The organism is Bacteroidales bacterium, assembly GCA_013141385.1.
GTDB lineage: Bacteria > Bacteroidota > Bacteroidia > Bacteroidales > Tenuifilaceae > UBA8529.
Genome location: JABFRB010000003.1, coordinates 1 through 19913, shown reverse-complemented (window position 1 = coordinate 19913; position 19913 = coordinate 1). Strand labels below are relative to the sequence as shown.

At 35.1% G+C, this 19913-nt stretch carries 16 protein-coding genes; 3 read left to right on the top strand and 13 right to left on the bottom strand.

Features of this window, described 5'->3' with window-relative positions; genetic code table 11:
• Positions 1–10: 10 nt before the first annotated feature.
• The 13 genes from HOO91_03415 to HOO91_03355 form a co-directional block, all read right to left on the bottom strand.
• Positions 11–4153 carry a hypothetical protein gene (locus HOO91_03415; GenBank protein NOU16592.1) on the bottom strand — a complete coding sequence of 1381 codons (4143 nt, stop codon included), beginning with the start codon at positions 4151–4153 and terminating at the stop codon, positions 11–13.
• A gap of 63 nt (positions 4154–4216) precedes the next feature.
• Positions 4217–7717, bottom strand: coding sequence for a hypothetical protein (locus HOO91_03410; protein NOU16591.1), 3501 nt, complete (start codon positions 7715–7717; stop codon positions 4217–4219).
• A gap of 1 nt (position 7718) precedes the next feature.
• Positions 7719–8147 (bottom strand): GPW/gp25 family protein, encoded by a 429-nt coding sequence (locus tag HOO91_03405; protein NOU16590.1) that lies wholly within the window; start codon positions 8145–8147, stop codon positions 7719–7721.
• A gap of 15 nt (positions 8148–8162) precedes the next feature.
• Complete coding sequence (locus HOO91_03400; GenBank protein NOU16589.1) at positions 8163–8441, bottom strand: PaaR repeat-containing protein; 279 nt, start codon at positions 8439–8441, stop codon at positions 8163–8165.
• A 13-nt stretch (positions 8442–8454) separates the two neighbouring features.
• Entirely contained in the window at positions 8455–10215 is a 1761-nt protein-coding gene (gene vgrG / locus HOO91_03395) for a type VI secretion system tip protein VgrG (GenBank protein NOU16588.1), read from the bottom strand.
• Positions 10212–10985: a hypothetical protein gene (locus HOO91_03390; GenBank protein ID NOU16587.1), complete on the bottom strand. Its 774-nt coding sequence runs from the start codon at positions 10983–10985 to the stop codon at positions 10212–10214. The genes vgrG and HOO91_03390 overlap by 4 nt, the downstream gene beginning before the upstream one ends.
• The gene (locus HOO91_03385) at positions 10985–11152 is read right to left on the bottom strand and encodes a hypothetical protein (GenBank protein ID NOU16586.1); all 168 of its coding nucleotides are present in this window, start codon (positions 11150–11152) and stop codon (positions 10985–10987) included. Before HOO91_03385 ends, HOO91_03390 begins: the two co-directional genes overlap by 1 nt.
• Positions 11153–11202: 50 nt before the next feature.
• Entirely contained in the window at positions 11203–11682 is a 480-nt protein-coding gene (locus HOO91_03380) for a phage tail protein (GenBank protein NOU16585.1), read from the bottom strand.
• A 130-nt stretch (positions 11683–11812) separates the two neighbouring features.
• The gene (locus tag HOO91_03375; GenBank protein ID NOU16584.1) at positions 11813–12247 is read right to left on the bottom strand and encodes a phage tail protein; all 435 of its coding nucleotides are present in this window, start codon (positions 12245–12247) and stop codon (positions 11813–11815) included.
• Positions 12248–12296: 49 nt separating this feature from the next.
• Complete coding sequence (locus HOO91_03370) at positions 12297–13754, bottom strand: phage tail sheath family protein (protein NOU16583.1); 1458 nt, start codon at positions 13752–13754, stop codon at positions 12297–12299.
• Between the two features lie 41 nt (positions 13755–13795).
• Complete coding sequence (locus HOO91_03365) at positions 13796–15319, bottom strand: phage tail protein (GenBank protein ID NOU16582.1); 1524 nt, start codon at positions 15317–15319, stop codon at positions 13796–13798.
• A 505-nt stretch (positions 15320–15824) separates the two neighbouring features.
• On the bottom strand, positions 15825–16889 hold the full coding sequence (locus HOO91_03360) for a hypothetical protein (GenBank protein NOU16581.1): 1065 nt from the start codon (positions 16887–16889) through the stop codon (positions 15825–15827).
• Positions 16889–17497, bottom strand: a complete 609-nt coding sequence (locus HOO91_03355) for a DUF4255 domain-containing protein (protein ID NOU16580.1) — start codon at positions 17495–17497, stop codon at positions 16889–16891. The genes HOO91_03360 and HOO91_03355 overlap by 1 nt, the downstream gene beginning before the upstream one ends.
• 476 nt (positions 17498–17973) lie before the next feature.
• On the opposite strand from HOO91_03355, the gene HOO91_03350 reads away from it, so the two are divergent.
• The 3 genes from HOO91_03350 to HOO91_03340 all read left to right on the top strand — a co-directional run bounded on the left by HOO91_03350 (position 17974) and on the right by HOO91_03340 (position 19450).
• Positions 17974–18333 carry an endonuclease domain-containing protein gene (locus HOO91_03350; protein NOU16579.1) on the top strand — a complete coding sequence of 120 codons (360 nt, stop codon included), beginning with the start codon at positions 17974–17976 and terminating at the stop codon, positions 18331–18333.
• 73 nt (positions 18334–18406) lie between these two features.
• Positions 18407–18829 carry a DUF1573 domain-containing protein gene (locus HOO91_03345; GenBank protein ID NOU16578.1) on the top strand — a complete coding sequence of 141 codons (423 nt, stop codon included), beginning with the start codon at positions 18407–18409 and terminating at the stop codon, positions 18827–18829.
• 156 nt (positions 18830–18985) lie between these two features.
• Complete coding sequence (locus HOO91_03340; GenBank protein NOU16577.1) at positions 18986–19450, top strand: hypothetical protein; 465 nt, start codon at positions 18986–18988, stop codon at positions 19448–19450.
• Positions 19451–19913: the final 463 nt, after the last annotated feature.

Here is a 19913-nt window from a genome sequence, read left to right as displayed (position 1 = left end):
TTTTTAAGGTTTAAGCGTTACCAATCATAGTATTGTTAAGTATAATAGTATTTTGTAAAGTCTCATGTTCCTCGGGATCGTAGAGTGTTCCTACCGGGTAAACATTTCTTAGCTGGTATAATGCTTCTATCAACTCTTTAAGTGATTTGCTAATTGCAATCTCATCAGCATTCTTTCTAGAGTTTTCAACTATCCAACGTTTATATTTCTCCTCAAGAATTTGCATATGATGGTTATTTACCCAGCAAATTCTTAGGAAGATATGCGCTGGAGCTTCCATACGTAGCGTTTTTTCGAACAATTTTCGGAAGTCGTTGTTACTGAATCGCTCAGGCCAATATGGAAGTATAACCGAAGCAATGCACGTATATGGGTCTCTTATTTGAGTTGAACAATCCTTATCAAGAATCACAGGCATAAGCGTATCGCTGACAAGCATAATTTTATTCGATTCAGCTTTAGACACATAGTAGAATCCATCATTGATGTTGCTAGATGAGTCTTTAATTTCAACCTTATCGGCTTCTTTTGGGTAGAAGCCATCCTTTCTTAGTGATAGTACTAAAAATCCTTCCTTATCAATGCTATCAATATGTACATTTACCGGATACGACAATGTTCCATTTATATCTGTATCGCTGATGCTAGCAAAAGTTTCTTCGGATATTTTAAACTCCGAGGTGTTCTCCGATTTATGATTTATTGCTGATTCAATAATTATTTTTGAATTAATCTGATCTGTTTTATATCTATAATTTGTAGTAGTATCGGTTTTATTTCCAGTTTTGAATTCAATAGTATGGTTGCCCTCTACAATAATTTTATTGGATGAAGATTTAACTTCAACTACGGGTGTTTCGATATTATAATATAGATCGCCAAGGTTCTTTATGTCAACTTTTAATGTTTTAAGTTTTGGTCTAAGCAAAGGGTGTTCAATTACATGAAAACCTTCCCTGTTAACAAATCTGCTTTTAATAAAACTTATTATGCTATTTCTAGTTTCTTCATTATCCGATCCAGTTATAGTGAATGAAAGATTGGTTTCCGAGAATGACGTTATTCCATCGATACTGACTAGTAATCCAAGAATTTTTTGTTGCACATCCACTTTTTCTGTAGGCAAATCGGATGCTTTAACAGCCACTTCTCCGCTTACAATTAAATTCTCAGTAACAAAATCAAAAGGTTTACAATACAGTTCAAAAGTGTAAGTCTGGTATTCATCTATTATTTCACCTGATTTGTTAAAAATCAGATAATTTTCGAATGGACAAGCTATGTTGTTTCGGTTAGATTCTTGATTATCAAAAAATTCATCGTGAAGTATTTTAACCAGCTCATCAATATCATTTTCTACATCTTCTTCGGAAGTGTAATAGTTGGGTTCACTTGTGCCTATTATTCTGGTATTGTTTTCTTTATCCAAACAATCAATATAGAAATAGTAATTAGTGTCATTAATTGAAATGGTGAAGTCTTCTTTAAAGAGTCCTTTAACTATAATAACTTCAAGATCCTTCTTTAAATCTTCAATCGATTGGTAATCAGAATTGTTAAGTAAGGTTTTACTTCCGTTAACTATTTCAAATTTATACAGACCATTATCTTCGGTTATTTTAAAATTATCTCTGAAATTCAATAAATCGGTACTTTTGGGAGGTATTCCCATTAGTAAGGAGACTCTTTTTTCTAATCCCGATACATTATCGATATGCCACACACTATCTGGATGCTTATAGTTAAAGGCTTTCCCCCTATTTGTGCTAATTTCGGGGTAAGAGTTGATGAAAACTAGTTTATCATCAATAAGATCGGTTGATTTGTTTTTATCGGAATGCCAATACCTTGATAGTGCATAATCCGAGAATTGTTCTGAAAAGCGGGCTAAAAGGTGATCGAGAAATTTGTTTCTTCTATCAGAAAAGGTTGACTCATCCTCGGTTATAGCATAAAGTTTTTCAGGATGGCTAGTCTTATCAACATATAAGGCATCAACATCAGGTACTATCTCGAATAGTGGCTGAGTGTAGTAGGTACGACCAATTTTGTAACTACCATTTTCATCTTTCTCTGCATTTATCGAGAAGAGATCTTTAACATGGGATAGTTGGGATAGATAGCTGGCAAGGAGTTGATCGAAAAACATAAGGTAACCCTTAAGCTGCTTAACTTGTGCCTCTCTTTTGTTTTTGGATTCTGGTGATATTCCTGATTGATTGGGTATTCCTTCTCTTCCAATTCCATAAATTAATGGAAACTCCTCCTGAATACTTGTATACTCCTCAATGTTTCTGAATTCTCCACAAGGAATATTGATATCAAGTTTTGGGGAAATAAGTTTATTATCCCTTTCGTTTATATTTAACTCTTTAAGTAAATCTTCAACTTCTTCAGCATTTGCTTTGAATGGTATGTTATCCTTAAAAAATCTGAATTTACAAAGTTCAATGCTGAGTCTTGGAACATAGTTCTGCTCCATAGCTAGTTTCAGGCACCATTTTACATTTTTTGATAAGATTTTTCCATCCTCATTGTTCTGGGGAACATTTGCTATTTGAATATCTTTAACAGCTGCAACCCCAGGAATATCCATAATAATTTGTATTAAGTCGGATACATGGATTACATCTTTTCGGTTGGCATTTTCAAGCTCTTCATCATATATAAAACCATGTTCTAGGGGAGGTCCCTCAAAAATTGTGTCAATAGTTAAGCAATCACCTGCATTTTTATAGGTTACTGATACAATACCACCATCCACGAGTATTTCAGATGGAATATCCTCATTAACAGTAATATCAGTATAACTTGAGTTATAAGGATTAATTAAAACTGAGGCAACAGTGTAATCCCCGTTATTACTAACAGCATTCTTTACTGTTACTGTAGAACTTTCTGATAATATCTCGGTTACGTCCTTGTAAACGGTGAATATTTTTGATGCTTTATCGATACTCTTAATGTAATACTCCTCAGTGATTTTACACTTATCGAGCATTTCCTGAATTGTGTAAAATTTAACCGATGGAGATAAGAATTTATCGATGGTATGATATATTTGCGCTTGAACCTTTTCAGTATCTGCATTATTATCGAGTTCAACATCAGCACATACTGCAATTTCCTCAACCTTTAATGCGCTGAGTCTATAAAAATCTTCGCAAAGATTACGGTTATCGTTTAATCTTGCTTTAACCTTTTTAAGTATTTGCTGGATTATTCTAACCTTTTCCTGATATTTTCGGATTAATCCAACTTCGGAATCAAAAATACATTCATTGATTTTTTCATCAATAATTTCTAATCCATCAACTTCATTGTCATCCGATTCATCTTTTATTACAATGTGCAACGTTTTTTCATCAACAATTGTATAGGTTTCAAAGTAGTAATTATCAGGTAGATTGCTTATTTGAAATCCTATATTGTTTTCATTAATGGAATGTATAATAGAATCGAGATTGTCCCAATCAATTTTTTCGTCCCATCTTGGACACTCAACTTCAATATCAATAACTAATCCATTTAAATTTTCGTTATCTGGATTAACTGTTATTGGAAGTTCGCCTTTTATAGTATTTTCATTTAAATCACCATAATAATCGCTTCGATCAAATTCAATTAGTATGTCGTAAAGTATTCCAACTTTAATTGCTTCCTGATCTGATGTTGCTAAAGGTTTTGTATAAGTTAGCTTACTATTCTTAACATCGGCGTAGAAAAAAGTTTCTGCTTCATTCGATTTATCAATCCATGAATTCTTAATACCCAGCAATTCTTTGTCGCTTGAATCGGGAATATCAAAACTAATGGCAGTATCAATTAGCAACTTTCTATAGTCTTTCCTAGTTAGTGGAGCATTGTGAAGTATTTGCCTAGCGGTATAGAAGTTCTTAATGTTTTCTGTTTTAGAGCCATTCTGCTTAACGGCAATAATATCGTTGATAGGGTAGGAGGCTCGGTAGCCTAAGTCGGTAATGGCATAGCATAATGCTTCAAGTATTGTAATACCAGGATCATGAAGGTTGTAATCACTCCATATTTTCCCAGCCATTTCCTGAATATATTTTATACCTTCCTCACGAAGAAGTTTATAATTCTGACTTTTTTGCTCTGGTGACTCTTTCGATATTTTTATAATGTCTGCCATACTGTGTATGGAATAAAATTTAAATTTTCAATCAGTTTTTATTAAAAAATCATATCATACTTACTATTTATCGCAAGAACAACCGTCCCTTGATGGGATTGTGACATCATACTGTTCATTATCATCACAATCACATATTTTAGAATCAATTACCTCAATTTTATGTTCTTTGGATGATGTTAAAATAGATGCTGATGTTGTTGTTTCAGCGTACTCAATGTCCGTTGATTCAGTTCCATCATTAGCTATTAGGCTTATTTTGAAACAGGTAACATAATCAACATAATCCCGTTCCTCAATAAAGTTGAGAATTTTTGATTTGTGAATTTTGCCACCAAAAACCACATCCGATTCTGAATCGAATGCCCATGGGGCAAGAAAAGAGATGATATCGGAGTTAAGCTGATTATGATAGTAACCGGGATCTTTGAGCTTTTGAAATTTCACCTTGAAATCAACCCTAATTTCTTCGAAAATGGGATTCATTATAAATAGGCTTAAATTCTCGGAACAGATGCTTTGTTTTGTATTATCCTCACTCCCTTTTATAAATTCTTTAATTTCAGTTAAGGTGTTTAAGCTTGTTTTAGGTTTAAGTAAATCAACTGCATTTGTATTTCGAACGTTTGAAATTACAATAAGAGTCACATTTCCCGGCGCCATTTCGGCAAATGATCCATTACTATATTTAGTGTGATTTAAGCATTTTACCTTATAGATTGATGGGAATGAAGCAAGAACAAGCCTTTCGTAATCCCAAATTGTTATAGCTCTTGATTTATGTCTCAATCTTTCGCTAACTCGTGTGTAAAAATCGCTGTATTGTTCTTTAATCTCCCCTCCAAATGAAGAGTATGGTTGTGTGATTTTACTAATTGATGCTTTACTATCCTTAAATTTCTTAATGGTTTCTTCTGCAAGTGGTATTTTTAGATAGTTTGGATCGTTGCCATTATCAACAAAGCTAGCAGTTACGGCTTGTGTGTTTACACTTATAATATCTGCAATTGCTTTGGATGAATTTTCTACCGATGCTTTTATCCAGAATAAATCTGGGGTTAATACTGTATTATCAGAATTAATTGTTTTGGGTAGACTTAAACTTACAATCCCAGAGGTTATTAGTTTATCAGTTGTATCGAACAGAATATCATTTTTATCAATTGGTTTCCATTCATTGCTAACTAGATATGACCAATTAACTATTTGGTTTGTTAAATCAGGATCGGGGCTGCCCTCCGAAACCTTGAATAGTATTGATATGTTTTGTGGTGGTTCTAAATCGCTTAATCCAATATATAAAGTGCCTTCGTCCTCATACTGAGGGAGTAGGAAATTCTGAGATTTTGTAGTTAGAACCTCTTCTACTCCAAAAGGGTGAATATGGAAGAATTGTTCAATACGTTCTTCAAAGTCTTTTTCTTCAATCTTAATTACCTTAAAATTTTCAGATGAGGAATAGTCAAGCGATAACTCTTTTATTGCAGGGGTATAGGGTTCGTTTGGAAGTTCATCTGTATAATCTACTGTTTCACCAGCTTCTTCTGTTTTTTTAACACCAGTTAGAACAGCTTTTGTATATGAAATCTGAAAGTTTGAATGACCAAAATCAGTACCATCTAGTTTGAACTTCATAAAGCCTCTTTGAGTTGATTCATCATAAACCTTAAAGTCGCTTAGTTGCTCGTTTCTTTCAATGGTTACATTTAGATCTGGACTAAATGTCTTTATTTTTACTGTCTTATCAAAAGGTAAAGTGGTACCGTCTGAAATTTCAACTCCATTTTCATTTGTAAATAGTGTAGTTTGATCCTTAAGTTCTACCCAATCCTTGTTATAGAGATAAGATATCTTAATTTTAAACTTTGAGTTAGCTCTTTTGGAACCATCGCTAGAGTCCTTGTAATACTGATAATAATCCTGAAACCCTAATAAATTAGTTGGGAGTTTATCCCATGCAATATTTAAATCTATTGATTGCGGTTTTTTCTGGAATACCTCCCAACTACCTATGTAAAAGTTGGAACCAATTGCTGGTTTATTCGTGAATGGCATAAAGGGTTTCGATGGTTTTAGCTCAGAAAAATCATTTTGGATAGTTAAACTTTTTACGCCCGAAACCTCTATCTTTATTTCAGCGTTAATAATCTCAAGATCTTTTAAATCCTTATAAATGTATGTATTTATTATTCCATCAGTATTAATAATAATTTTTTCGACAGGCCATTGGGTCTCAAAAGGATCAAGAAGAACTTCTTTATTGTATTTTACAACTGCTTTTTTATCCTTGAATAGGGTTCTTTTAATTATTAGCTGTTTCTTTTTTAGATCGATGGTTGTGCTATGGAAATCTTTACGAAAAGAGTATTTAATATCGTTAAGTTTATCAATACCAAATCCATAGATATTCAACAATTCTGATGTACTTGTATATTTTTTACTTGGTAGTTTATCTCGTTCTGTAATGATTCTTTCGGCAACAAGTATTCCAATATCATAATCCTTAGTCTGATCTCCATATCCAGTATTTGGATCGTCATAAACAGGACCTTCTTGAGGTTCATTACCGGCAATATCTTTAGCTTCTTTGGCATTATTTAGGAATTCTAATGCCCTTTCCTCTGAGTACAGATTGTCTTCGTCCAAAGACTCAATCCATTCCTTCTCCCCACTAAAAAAGGCTTGAATGGAAGTATCTATGTTATAATCCCTGCATTTAAGTATTCTTTCCAGAGGTTCGGCATTGCTAAAAGTTAGTGTAAGTATAACAGTTCTATCGCCTTCGGCTAAGAAAAGGATTGGCGATGCAAAGGCAAAACCTATTTTGGCTAGCTGCCTGTTAGCAGTATATTCTTTATTTTCATTTTTGGATAATGTGGGTAATCCAAAGGTTTTCCAGCTCAAATCCTCGGCTTCAATTTCACCACCCTGCCCATCGGATGAGTTTGCAATAGGTGAGGCGTATAGACAATAATTTGGTGCTAAGTTGCCGAATATGCTATTTTTATTGCAGAAAAGAGTTTTTAACTCCTTTACTTTTGCTTTGTTTACAACAATTTCCTTATCGGTTTCATATATCACTTCAACACCAGTAGAATCCTTACCTGCTTTCAGTTTTGTTCCTTTATCAATTTTAAAAGAGGTAGTTACATGCTTTGCAAGTTCAAATATTAAAAACACTTGATCTGCAACGGCAGGTTTTTCTGATAGTTGCAAAACTTCTTTATAGTAAAAGTCGATATGTTTTTTGGTAAGCAGGTTTAAATCATCCTGCGCATATTTAAAAAGTTTCAGAAAGGCTATGAATAAAGCATAATGCGGTTCGGTAATTTGATTTTTAGTATCTATGGATTTATAAAAAAACTCTTCCCAATTCCCTTTTATACCATTATCAATATTAAAGAAGTTTATCTCTTTGGCGTATTGCTTAACAAATTCAATTAAATCTCCCATACTACGTTCATCAACAGCAATATATCCAGGTAGCAAGGCTTTAAGTAAGCGTTGCTGTTGGCTTGTGCCATCTCTTTTTAAAGGGTTCTTATCGCAACAATTCTGGCTCATATTAAATGTCGGTTCCTTCGTTTATATAGTATGGATAAACTAAGTTTGTTCTAGTATTGGTAGCAGATATGGTATAATCAACAGTAACTTGAATAATCCCATTTTCAGCATCGGGTGTAAGATCTATATCATTAATTGTTACCCTTGACTCGTGGTAAAGGAAAGCTCTTTTTAACCTATTGGTAATCATGGTTAAACTGGTAATATCAATTTTTTCAAAAAGTAAATCCTCAAGGTTTGAACCAAAATCAGGATGCATAACTCTTTCACCTAAAGCAGTATTTAGAATTATTTGAATGCTTTCAGCAATATCCTGTTCATCCTCAACTAACTCCACTGTAAAGCTGCTATCAACAAAAGTTACAGGGAATTTCCATCCTCTTCCTAAAAAGCTGTTGCTTACATTGATGTTATTATCACTATTATCCATAAGAATTCTAGTTTTTTACCCTATCATTACTGTTGGTTCGCCCACTGCGGCAGACGCTCCACATATACAAGTATCGCCAACTCTAATTGCTGGTTTTCCCCCAATTAATACAGTTGCACTTCCCATTGGAAATGGGCTGGCTGTTGGTTGATGCGCATTTGGGGGTAATGAGCATACATGATTGTCGCCAGCAACTGAGGCAGGCATGCCTCCAATTAAAACAGTTGCTTCACCTGGACCTACTATTGTTCCACCATGATTAGTAACATCTCCAACTCTTGCTGCTGCTGGCATAAATACTTTAATATTAATTAATCGCTACAACAGAACCTTTCAATACGGCTTGACCGCTAGTTGATAGTTCTGCTCCACTACTTCCTTCTGCCTTATACTGGGCACTAGCTTTGCTTGACACATTAGTTCCCTCTATTGTAATATCTCCGCTAGCTTTTAGAATCAAATCTTTAGCACTTTCAATGGTAATTCCATCGGCGTTCATTTGAATTATATTGCCATTCTCATCCTCTAGTTTAATTCCCTTCTCATCATCGCTCACTAAAAGGATGTTGCTATTTGGTGTTTCAATGGTCAGACTTTTTTTCTCATCGTTAAACATTAGTTTAACTTTTTCTTTTGTAACAAAGCCTTTTTCATAGTTATCTTCGGCTGGTTCAACTGGCGATGGTAGGGCACTACTGTGAAGCATTCCAAGTATTACAGGATCACGAGGATCGTCATTAATAAAGCCTACAATAACCTCATCATCAACATAGGGTCTGAAGAATGAACCACGGCTATCTCCAGCATCAAGTGTGGCTACTCTTGCCCAAACACCATCTTCTTCGGTGCTTATAACAGGTATTTTGACTCTAACCCGAAATTCTCCATCGGGATCTTCATGAATATTGGTGACAATGGCAATATGCAATCCTTGTATTGCAGGTAATATTGCCGATGCAGGTTTTTCTAAAATATTATCGTATGCATGTGCATAACATTGATCCGATAGACCAAATTGGATATTTGTTTTCCACTTGGTATTTGAACTTACTGTATGGGTTATTGCTGAAACAAAGGCTTTGCCGTTAAATCGGTCTCCAAAACCTCCCAATTCTATGATATCACCAGGTTTTATATCGCTAAAGCCAACAATCTGGACGTGTCCCTGAATTTTAGCAAGCCTACTTCTGAGTAATTTAGTGTTTGCCCATGATTGTAATTCTTCAGTAATAACTTGACCGGGGTGTTGCATTTCATAGTTTTCGAGTCCTATAATACCAGCTAAGTCTGATCCTGTAATATTCCCCTGCTCTGTTAATCCAGGATCTTCACCGCTGGATTCAATTACTGCCTGACTTGTATAGTCCCATGATTTACTCTTGGTTGCAGTGTACTGGTTGCGGGCATCCATTTCGGCTTCAAACTCAAAAACGTTGTCGCCATGAAAGAGTTTTACTAAGGGATCTGCTGATAAATCGGGTGCTTTAATGGTTATTGTTCCATCATCAACGAATACTAGCTGACCGTTTACATCGGCTCTTGAAAGTATAAAGTCCCAGTCGGTACAGTAATACTGAACCATTTCCTTATGCTCTAGTTCTGTTGCTTCAACATCTACCTGAAGGTCAGTGTAATCCGAAAGTATCTCTTCAATAATATCACTATCCTTTGAATCAAAAAAGTATTTATTTTTTCGACCTATTGTCATTTTAACGCTCACGTCTTTCATTTCAAGAATAAGCTCAGAGTTCTGTTCGCTTCTAAATTTTATTCCATGTTTAATGACAATTCCTTTAAATATAGGATCTTCTATACTATGGTAACCAGCATGAATTTCGATTTCGGCTCCTGGAATAAAATCTTCACTGGCACTAAGTTCAAAATCCTCTTTTGCCATATTACCATCGCTTAGTACAAGTCTGGCTGTTGGGATCTTATTCACAGTTTTACTGACGCTAATAGACACAATTGCCACATCGCTACTAACTTCTGCACCATTCGCAAAAATTCGGAACGTTGCTAAGTCAGTACTTGCTTGGGTTGGTATTGTTCTACTTTCGTCTGTCATTTCGATTTATTGCTTTTATCGATTGGCGGAAAAATAATCCTTTGACCAACTTTGATATTTCGGAAATTAGTTAGACCATTTATTTTTGCTAACTCCATGTAGTATGAAGGATCGCCATACATCATTTGTGATAGTAAAGGCAAAGTATCACCTTCGTTTACTATTCTATAATGAGTAAGATCTGGCGATTCAGTTTTTTGTTCAGCTGCTACTTCTGTTTTTGTAATGCTCTCTGAAAAATTTGCTGTAAGAGTGGCTCTTATTGGCAAACCGCTTAAATTAAACAATTTGTAATTTATTGTAGCGCTTTCGAGAACTCCTCTAAACTCAAATGACCCCCAGTTTATTTGTAAATATGATGGTTTATGCGTTTCGCTATTTACCTTTTGAGTAAGTTCAAAAAACTTTGCTATTGCATCATTGATATGCCTTTTACCAGAATCAGTAGGATCAGAATTTTTAATTAATGTGTATGCATCGAAAACAGATGATCCTGCTTTGCTCTCGCTTGATGGAGATGCACAGGTTGCATCAAACATAAAATCGAATGTCAATTTACTTGGTTCGTTTGTTCTAAAGGACTTTTCTTTACCATTGGTATTAACTTGTTTTTCATCTAGCCATTTGGTACTTATTGTTTGAGAAAATGTAGTAGGATTATACATGACTATGAAACTTCCAATAGTAGTTTTATACTCCTCATCCTGAAATGCTGTAATCCTAAGTTTCTCTAAACCTCCACCAACCGTTAATAAATCACTGAGTCCCATCAACGTTCGTTTTTGTTATTTATAACCTCAAGCAATTGAGCAATTTCATCGGATGAAGAGAAATTACTCTCGTCATTGGCAAAAGAATCTTTACTGGATTTTACATCCTTTTTATTCTCAGATTCAACGTAAGCTCTAATTATCAATTCTCTAATTTCAACAGGCATATTTTAAATTTTTGCTGATAGTGTTATAATTCCTACGCCATGTTATCAGATTATTTAACCAATGAAATAAGATCTGTTACATCAATCCTTTTATAGTATTGATATGATAATTCAACGGTTTCAACCAAAACTTTATTCTCAGTTGCATTTAAATCGGCAATAGTCCATTTTACTGGGATTGCATTAACAAAATTCCATGCCTGAATAGGAATATGGAGGCTATTTAAAAGAATTACCGTAACATCATTTGGTACAAACTTGAAGCCTTCCACCGAGTCTTTATACCACTGCATTAGCTGAGAACCAATTAGCATCCCACGTTCCAAAACTAGGTTTGGATACGTGGGTGGATTTGGCAGCCTATGTTTAAACCTAGTTTCTCCTCCTTCTTGATATTCTTCAGTATTAATAGTTACATTAATACCTGAAACCTTCTGAAAACCGATATCAGGTATGCCCGGATAATTCAACAGTAATCCTTCAAAACGAACAACGAAGTGAAATCCAACCGGAGGATAGTACAATGTCATATTTGCTGTAAATTATTGATTGTTTGCAATTTGTTAGTAGAATTAAGACAACTTTTTAAACAGACGAAAGTACTCTTCGGCTGTTTTAAAAGCCTATTGGCAAAGTCATTAACACTACTGAGAAGAACTTTTATGAGAATTCAATTGATAGTCCTTCGTGACAAAGTTCAATGCTTTCTACAGCTACTTCGTTCCCAGTTGATTTTAATGCAGGGCCATCGACCTTGCAAGGCCAAGCATCTTTCACCTTCCATGAAGCTACTGGAGCATGTTCCTCGTTTAGTAGGCTAATGGTAAGATCTCTGCGGGTAATATTGTTAAGTTTCACCGTATTGAGCCATTGAAAGAATTCATTATCACCTTTGAAAATTCCTCTTTTCAAGGTAATGTTTGAGTATTTTGGAATTCCTGGCATTTTTGTAACCTGATATTCAGGTGAACTACCCTCACGGTAATCAATACTTTGAAGTTCAACATTTAATCCTGATACTTCGGTAAATCCTATTCTTGTTCCACTCCATTCAACTTGGAAGTGAAAGGCGGATACTGGATAATTTGTTGCCATGATTATAATTTTTATAGTTAATAATTTTAAGTTCTAATTAATGGTATTGTTATGATTCCTGTAATTTGTGTGAAAATTTAAGAATGATGAATTCTGCAGGCCTTACAGCAGCCATACCGATTTCAATATTCATTCTACCCTCAAGGATGTCAAGTGCAGTCATTGTTTGTCCTAGACCCACTTTTACAAAGAATGCATCATCGGCTTTTGCACCGGCAAGAGCTCCATTCCTCCACTGAAGGGTTAAAAAGTTTTCAATCATTGTTTTTACTCTTAACCATGTATTTGCATCGTTAGGTTCAAAAACAACGAATTCAGTGGCTTTTTTAACCGATTCTTCTACGAAGATGTAAAATCTCCTTACAGGAACATATCTCCACTCATTATCATTTCCAGCAAAAGTTCTAGCACCCCAGATTAATGTTCCTTTTCCAACAAAGGTTCTAATGGCATTAACTGATTTCCCAGATGTTGCATCAACATTAAGATCATCCTGCTCTTTGTTCGTGATCTTAACGGTTGGCCCAATTACTGATTTTAATCCAACATTTGCAGGAGCTTTCCAAACGCCACGATCTTTATCAACTCTGGCGTAAACTCCGGCAATTGCACCTGATGGAGGTATTGTTACGTAAAGTTTTTTAATTTTTGCCTCAATGGCTCTATAGATACTTGGATTGCTTGTTTTTAAAACTGCATAGGTATCGGTTATTGGATTTGCTGATGCAACAGCATTATTTTCTTTGTGGGTAATAGTAACTTTGCCATCGGAATAACCGCAATTCAGTGTAGTATTAACAAAAGGAAAATAGCAAGCACCATACTTTAGGTAATCAGTTCCCAAGGCACTTCTATAACTTTCTATTTCAGAAGGTCTATATTGACTGTATTTTATCTTTTCCTCTTCTGGGTCAGAATCTTCATTGTAAATTACATCGGCAATTGTGAAACGATCTTGTAGTTTGTTGCATAAAGTTAGAGCACTTATAACTACACCCCCATACAAGGCTTGATCGTTTAATGAAATTGCATCGGGGAATACCAATAAAGTTGGTTCATCAATCTTTTCTAGTGTTGCAATGCCTCCTTTTAGTCCAGTGTTGCTATCACCATCGCTAATAGTAGCATTGTAGTCACCAACTGAAACGATATAGCATGGGCCTCCGCCGTTATCGAAAAACATTTTTACGCTGTAGTAGAGGAAGAAGCTTAAAGTTGACGAAATACTGGCATTGATCTCTCGACTGAATATTTTATTATCGTTATCCAATTGATCTTCAACAGTAACGGTAATGATTTCCTCTTTTGGTCCTCCAAATATTTCTTCGTATTCAAGCATTGAGGTTATTCTTGTTGGCTTATAGAGTAAAGCAGTGGTGTCTTTATTTTCCTCTGCCTTTTCGGTATATCCTATAAATGCGGGAATTGCAGTTTCTACTGCGGCTATCGAAGGTGGAATGGTGGATATTTCTTCGATATATACCCCGGGGGTTAATGGATTTGTCATAGTTTAAGTTTTAATATTTTGATTTCTTTATTATCAGTTAGTTATGACTTTTGTAACATGTGCGAAAACTTAAGAATTATAAATTCTGCAGGTCTTACGGCAGCTAAACCAATTTCGATGTTCATTCGCCCTTCCAGAATATCAAGGGAAGTCATGGTTTGGCCTAATCCAATTTTCACATAGAAAGCATGTTCTGGTTTTGCCCCGGTTAAAGCACCATCCTTCCATAGCGTTATCAAGAAGTTTTCAATCATTGCCTTAGTCTTAAGCCATGTATTTGCATCGTTTGGTTCAAAAACAACAAATTCAGTTGCTTTCTTAACAGATTCCTCGATGAATATAAATAGCCGACGGACAGGAACATAGCGCCACTCATTATCATTCCCTGCAAGTGTTCTGGCACCCCAAACAATTACGCCCTTACCTGCGAATTTCCGTATAGCATTAATTGATTTTCCTGATGTAGAATCAACATTAAGATTTTCCTGCTCTTCCTTAGTAATGGCTATTGAAGGATCTTTGACCATGTTTACGCTTACATTAGCGGGAGCCTTCCATACCCCACGATCCTTATCGACCCTAGCATATATTCCGGCAATTGTTGCACTGGGGTAGAGTACAACATAATTTTTCTTGATCTCTTTTGTAATGAGGTTGTAAAGGGCTTTATCAGCCGAACTACTTAATGCTAAAGTTGAGCCAGATACTGTTCCACCACCCTCATTATACCCAAGAGTAATAGAGTTTCCCGCTTCACCAACGGCCTTAGCTGTAATTGTAATCACATTGCTTGCTCGTAAGTAATCATAAGGTAGGCCAACCTTTGTATCGAGTAAGTCAATTAGTGATTTAGCGGCTTGAACATTGGTTGAGCCAACCTCAAAATCAATACCCGCTATAAATATTTCATCATTAATAATAAATGAAGCCCCATCTATACAGCTATAATCGCTAATGGTAATAGTACCTGAAGCTTGAGTTGTATCATCTCCTCCCTCCAGTGTATCACCCGATACCGAAGCACCCCCCCCGCTCTTTGTGCACCCTAGGCCAATTAAAGTACCCACATACCCTCTCGAATTTGCAGTGATTGTTATTACATTATCTTCGATACTCGTTGTATATGCGCTATCCTCCAGATCATCAACAGCATCCTTAAGATTCTCGGCAGTAGCATTACTATCTACTCCTTTTTCAAAGTCCTTACCATCGCCTTCCACTAAGGTTTGACCATTGATGCTGAAAACATCTCCATCGATCTTGTCATTATCCTCAATGGTAATTGTACCTAAGGCAAAACCATCGTTCAAGACATCGGATAGTTTAGAGCCGCTAGAATAAATAGCTCCAGTTCTATTATCAGTAATACCTACCTCGCTATCTTTATAGTAATAATTTATTGTTGTTTTGAGAGGTGGGTAATAGGCTGCACCGTACTTTAAATAATCTGTTCCGATATTACTATTGCGGAAATGATCACCGTCCTCTTTAACAGTATTATCGGAATCAGCGATTACATCGAATATGCTAAAACGATCTTGTAAAAGATTGCATTGAGTTAGCATTGCATCGTATACATCTTTCCTATCTGCCTCTTCGAGTTCAATTGCCTCTGGTATAACTAAAAGGGTTACTTCATCCTCTTTGCTAACCGCATCGAGACCGACTAGGAGTAATGCCTTATCGATGCTTGCATCACTTGCCTTTGTTGCATATTTACTTATTGATACAATATAGCAAGGCCCACCACCATTTTCGAAATACATCCTTACATGATAGTAAAGAGTATAGGGTACTGAAATTTGGGAAATTGCAATAGTTGCATCTGATAAGGTAACCGAGAATTCTTCCTTAAAAGGACCACCAAATATTTCGGTGAATTCCAATAAGGAGGTTATCCTTACAGGTTTGTTTATTACCGTTTCTCTATTTCTAGTATAGTCTTCTGTATAGCCTATGAAAGCGGGAATGGCTGTGGCCACAGGGGCTATAGAAGCCGGAAGGGTCGATATTTCCTCAATATAGACACCTGGTGTTTTGTAATTTGCCATCTTCTAATTTTTTAATTATTTATATGAAAACATATATTTCTGATTCACTATTTTTATTGATAATCCCAGAAAGTTTAGGATTTGGTAGATGCTTAATTAATGAAATTCCCTCTGCAGATGACTTACCACCCCTATCGGTTTTTAGTAATTCAATGTTTAAAAGGGAATCTTCATAAAAGGGTATTTTATTCTTTGATGTGAATATTACCGTATCGAATCCGCTAATGCGAATATCAGGATCAGGTTCTTCTCCTTTTTCAAATTCGTATGTATTCTCATAGGGAGCTGGGTGTTCACTGCTTGAATCAAGGATACTTAGGCTGAATGAATCTAAATCAATGCTATCCGATTTATTAACTATCAGATACTTCCAAAAAGATTCTTGCCTGATAAGGCTTAGATTATATTCTTCAAGAGTAGTGTTATCATATTCTATTTCCAATAACCCAAAAATGGATTGTTTTGATAGTTCATTATCGATGTAAATCAATTCATCTATTTGATCATTGGTAGAATCGCTAACCCTAAAAGTATACTTTCCGCTTGGATAGGTTGATAAATCAATTTTGTAGTAATAGCTGCAATCTTTTTCGGGTTTTATGGATGCAAAGGGGCCTAAAATGTTGGCTCCTTCCATATTTAATATTTCAAGATTTGCAACGTCCGAATTGGGATTGTTCGCTTTAAAAGGAAATTTGTAGTTGAATATTTGAGGTTTTATATCATCTATAAATTTGTGCGTAATGGTTTTATTGCCAACAGGATTGTTTGTGAAATAGATAATCTTTTTGGCTGTATACTCTTTAGAATCTACCTTTAGATTGGTAATATTAAGTAGCTCATTTGTATCCTTAAGAGTAATGGCAAACGTAAATAAATTTCCAGATGGGTCAATTAATGGTGTTCCCAATTCATCAATGGATTTGTAGGCAATCTTAAATCCGCTTTCGCTTTGCCTAAATATCAATTTATGATTTTTGATATTCTTTAGGCAATTAGCGGTTGGTACAAAGGTCAATTTTTTACAAATACCACTTTTGTAGTAATTATGAAGCGTGTTAATATTGAATAATGTTATATACATCAATTTACAGTTGAATTATTTAAATCTACTCCAGAAGCAACAGGTAATTCAGTATCTACAGAACCACCTTGGAATCGTAACATTCGGACTTTATATAGAACCGAGGGTAGATATTTTGTTCCAACTACACTCCAAAAATTGTATAATTGCTCAAAGGAGTAGGAGTAGAGCTCAACAATAATCTTTTGGATATTAGGATCTAAGCTTGCAAGCAACGGAGAGTTCTCATTTGTAAATACATTTTTGGATTGAAAGAATAGGATTACGTTCGAGAGCTGCTTTAACCCTTCCCTGTAATCATCGGTTGGATCTTCCTTAAGTTTATCCTGAAAATTAGAGGTGATAAGTATGTATAGATTCAAGCGTAATTCTGGGTTATAGCTCTGTGTTTTACCATTATCATTTAAATAGGCAGCCCTTTGCTCCTTAAAAACTCTTTCCTCTTCAATATTGATGAGAGATAGCCCCAATGATTTATTTGGTATTACCAATCCGCTCTCTGAAGCTATGCTTGATAGTACTATTTTATCCTCATTAGGAGTATTATTCTTAATTTTCAGAAATGTATTTATTTCCTGTGTTAGAAAATTAAGTGTTGTATCAATCATTTACTTATCTATTTTAAATAAATTCTTGGTAATTGTTTTTGTGCAGATTTTACATGATGTTCAAAGTTACGGCATAGAAAATTGATGTTTTTGATAAGAGTTAAGTACGTTGTGATAGCTATTTTAAAGTGAATAAGCGTAGGCTATTATTTGATAAGTGCAATTTGATATAAATGATGTTACATCCATCATATTTGATTGTAATTATATGAATATCAATTGTATAAAATTGAAATATGGACAATAAACTATTTGTTTTTGGTGAATTAACTCCGATTAAACTAAACATTTTGCTTTCGGTAAAAAGCAAATTTTGCTGCTTTAAGGTGAATCATTCTTTTTTGTATTTTAGCATTTAAATTTGTTGGTATAATTTTGGAGAGGTAAGGCTTTAATAACCCCAACCCCTTAAGAAGGGGCTATAACAGAGCGATGATATCTAAACATCAGCAATATTAATACAGCTTCAATAGTAAATGACTACTAAACTCAATAACTTGCCATATTTAAAGGACACTCGCCGTCATTTGCGAAGGAATATGACTGAGGCGGAACTTGTTTTATGGGAGGTATTAAAAGATAAGAAGTTGTGTGGGCGAAAATTCAGAAGACAACATAGTATTGGTTATTATATAGCTGATTTTTATTGTTCATCAGAGAAGTTAATTATAGAGTTAGATGGACAGCAACATTTTACACAGGAGGGGATAGCAAAAGATATTGACCGGGATACACACCTTGCGTTAATGGATAAAAAGGTTTTAAGATTCGAGAACAAAGAAGTTATTAATAACCTTACTGGTGTACTAAAGCAAATAAAATCAGAATTTAAGTAAAAATGTAAATACTGTTATAGCCCCTTTTTAAGGGGTTGGGGTTCTAAAACAAAAGGCTAAAAACGATAATCAGATGAAACGAACTTTTTTCTCACTATTTCTTTTTATTGCAGCAACACTTTCAGTTTCTGCCCAAAATAAAGGCGCATTCATTACTACTAAGCCAGATACGGTTAAAATGGGTGAAATAGGCTTAAACGATCTGTCGGATGAGAATGGAAAGATTCAAATTTCGGTTATAAATACTGGAAATCAACCGCTAATCCTTAATGAAGTAGCTGGGTGTTGCGGAACAAATATTAAGGAATGGCCAAAAGCGCCAATTCTCCCTGGAAAATCGGGTTTAATTAAAGTGGAATTCAGGATTGAACCACGCCCGCAGGTTATCAGCCGTAGCGTTACCATTAAATCCAATGCTACTAATTCAAAGATTATTAAGATTCCAATCGAGGGGGTTATTATTAAATCAACCGACAAAAACGAGATTAATCTATAGCAATCTTGGTATGTGATAGGGGAAAGTGTTGGTTTGGTATCATTGAGAAGTTGGAAGACGGAAGTCAGAAGTCAGAAGACGGAAGATGCTTAATAATTTGAAAATTGAAGAATTTGAAGATTTGAGAATTAACACAAACACTAAACACTAAATACCATGAAACCCACAACTCTAATCTTAACCTTTTTGATTCTTCTCTTTGGATGCAATCAGAAAAAGGTCGATACCCAAAAGTATTGCGATGAATTGATGCAAGTAGATAGTGATTTTAGCACCTATTCCGTTGAGCATGGAAAGAATGCTGCATTCGTTAAATTTGCTGCCGAGGATGTTACATTCCTTGCTCCCAATAGCTACCCAATGGTGGGCATTAAACTTTTGGAGGAGCGGCAGGCCAAAAGACCTGATACTACTTATGTTTTAACATGGAAACCCATCTACGCTCGTGCAGCTGAGTCTGGCGAACTTGGATATACCTATGGAATTTGGGAGTTTAAGGAAAAAGCAAACCCCGATCAGATTAGCAAAGGAACCTATACAACAATCTGGAAAAGGAACGAGAAGGGTGAATGGAAGTATGTACTCGATACGGGGAATCAGGGGTTGGGGGAGGAGAAATAATAATTTGAAAATTAGTTAATTTGAGAATTAGTTAATTTGAAAATTTGATAATGTGGCAAGTTGAAAATTGTATGGAATCGAGTATATTCATTATCAAATTGCCAAATTCCCTCAAGGGAAAACTTTGTATCCGAGCAAATGCAACTATCGCATTTTGCGATACCCAATTGTAAATTATTTAATATGATTGTCCGCAATAATACCTAATCAGGAATAAACAACCCAAGTTGTCATTCCTGCGAATGCAGGAATCCAGTTCTTTATAATCTAGATTCCGGGACTTCGCCCGGAATGACAATGGAGCGAGTTTTGCTTATAGGTAATATAGCGGATATACATATTATTTAATTGAGGTGTTTATTTAAGCACTAATTTTAACATTCTGATATGTAATGGGATCACCTTCAACCATTCGAACAATAAGTTTATGAAAAATGGTTTGCTTATGTATCGATCTGTTGAT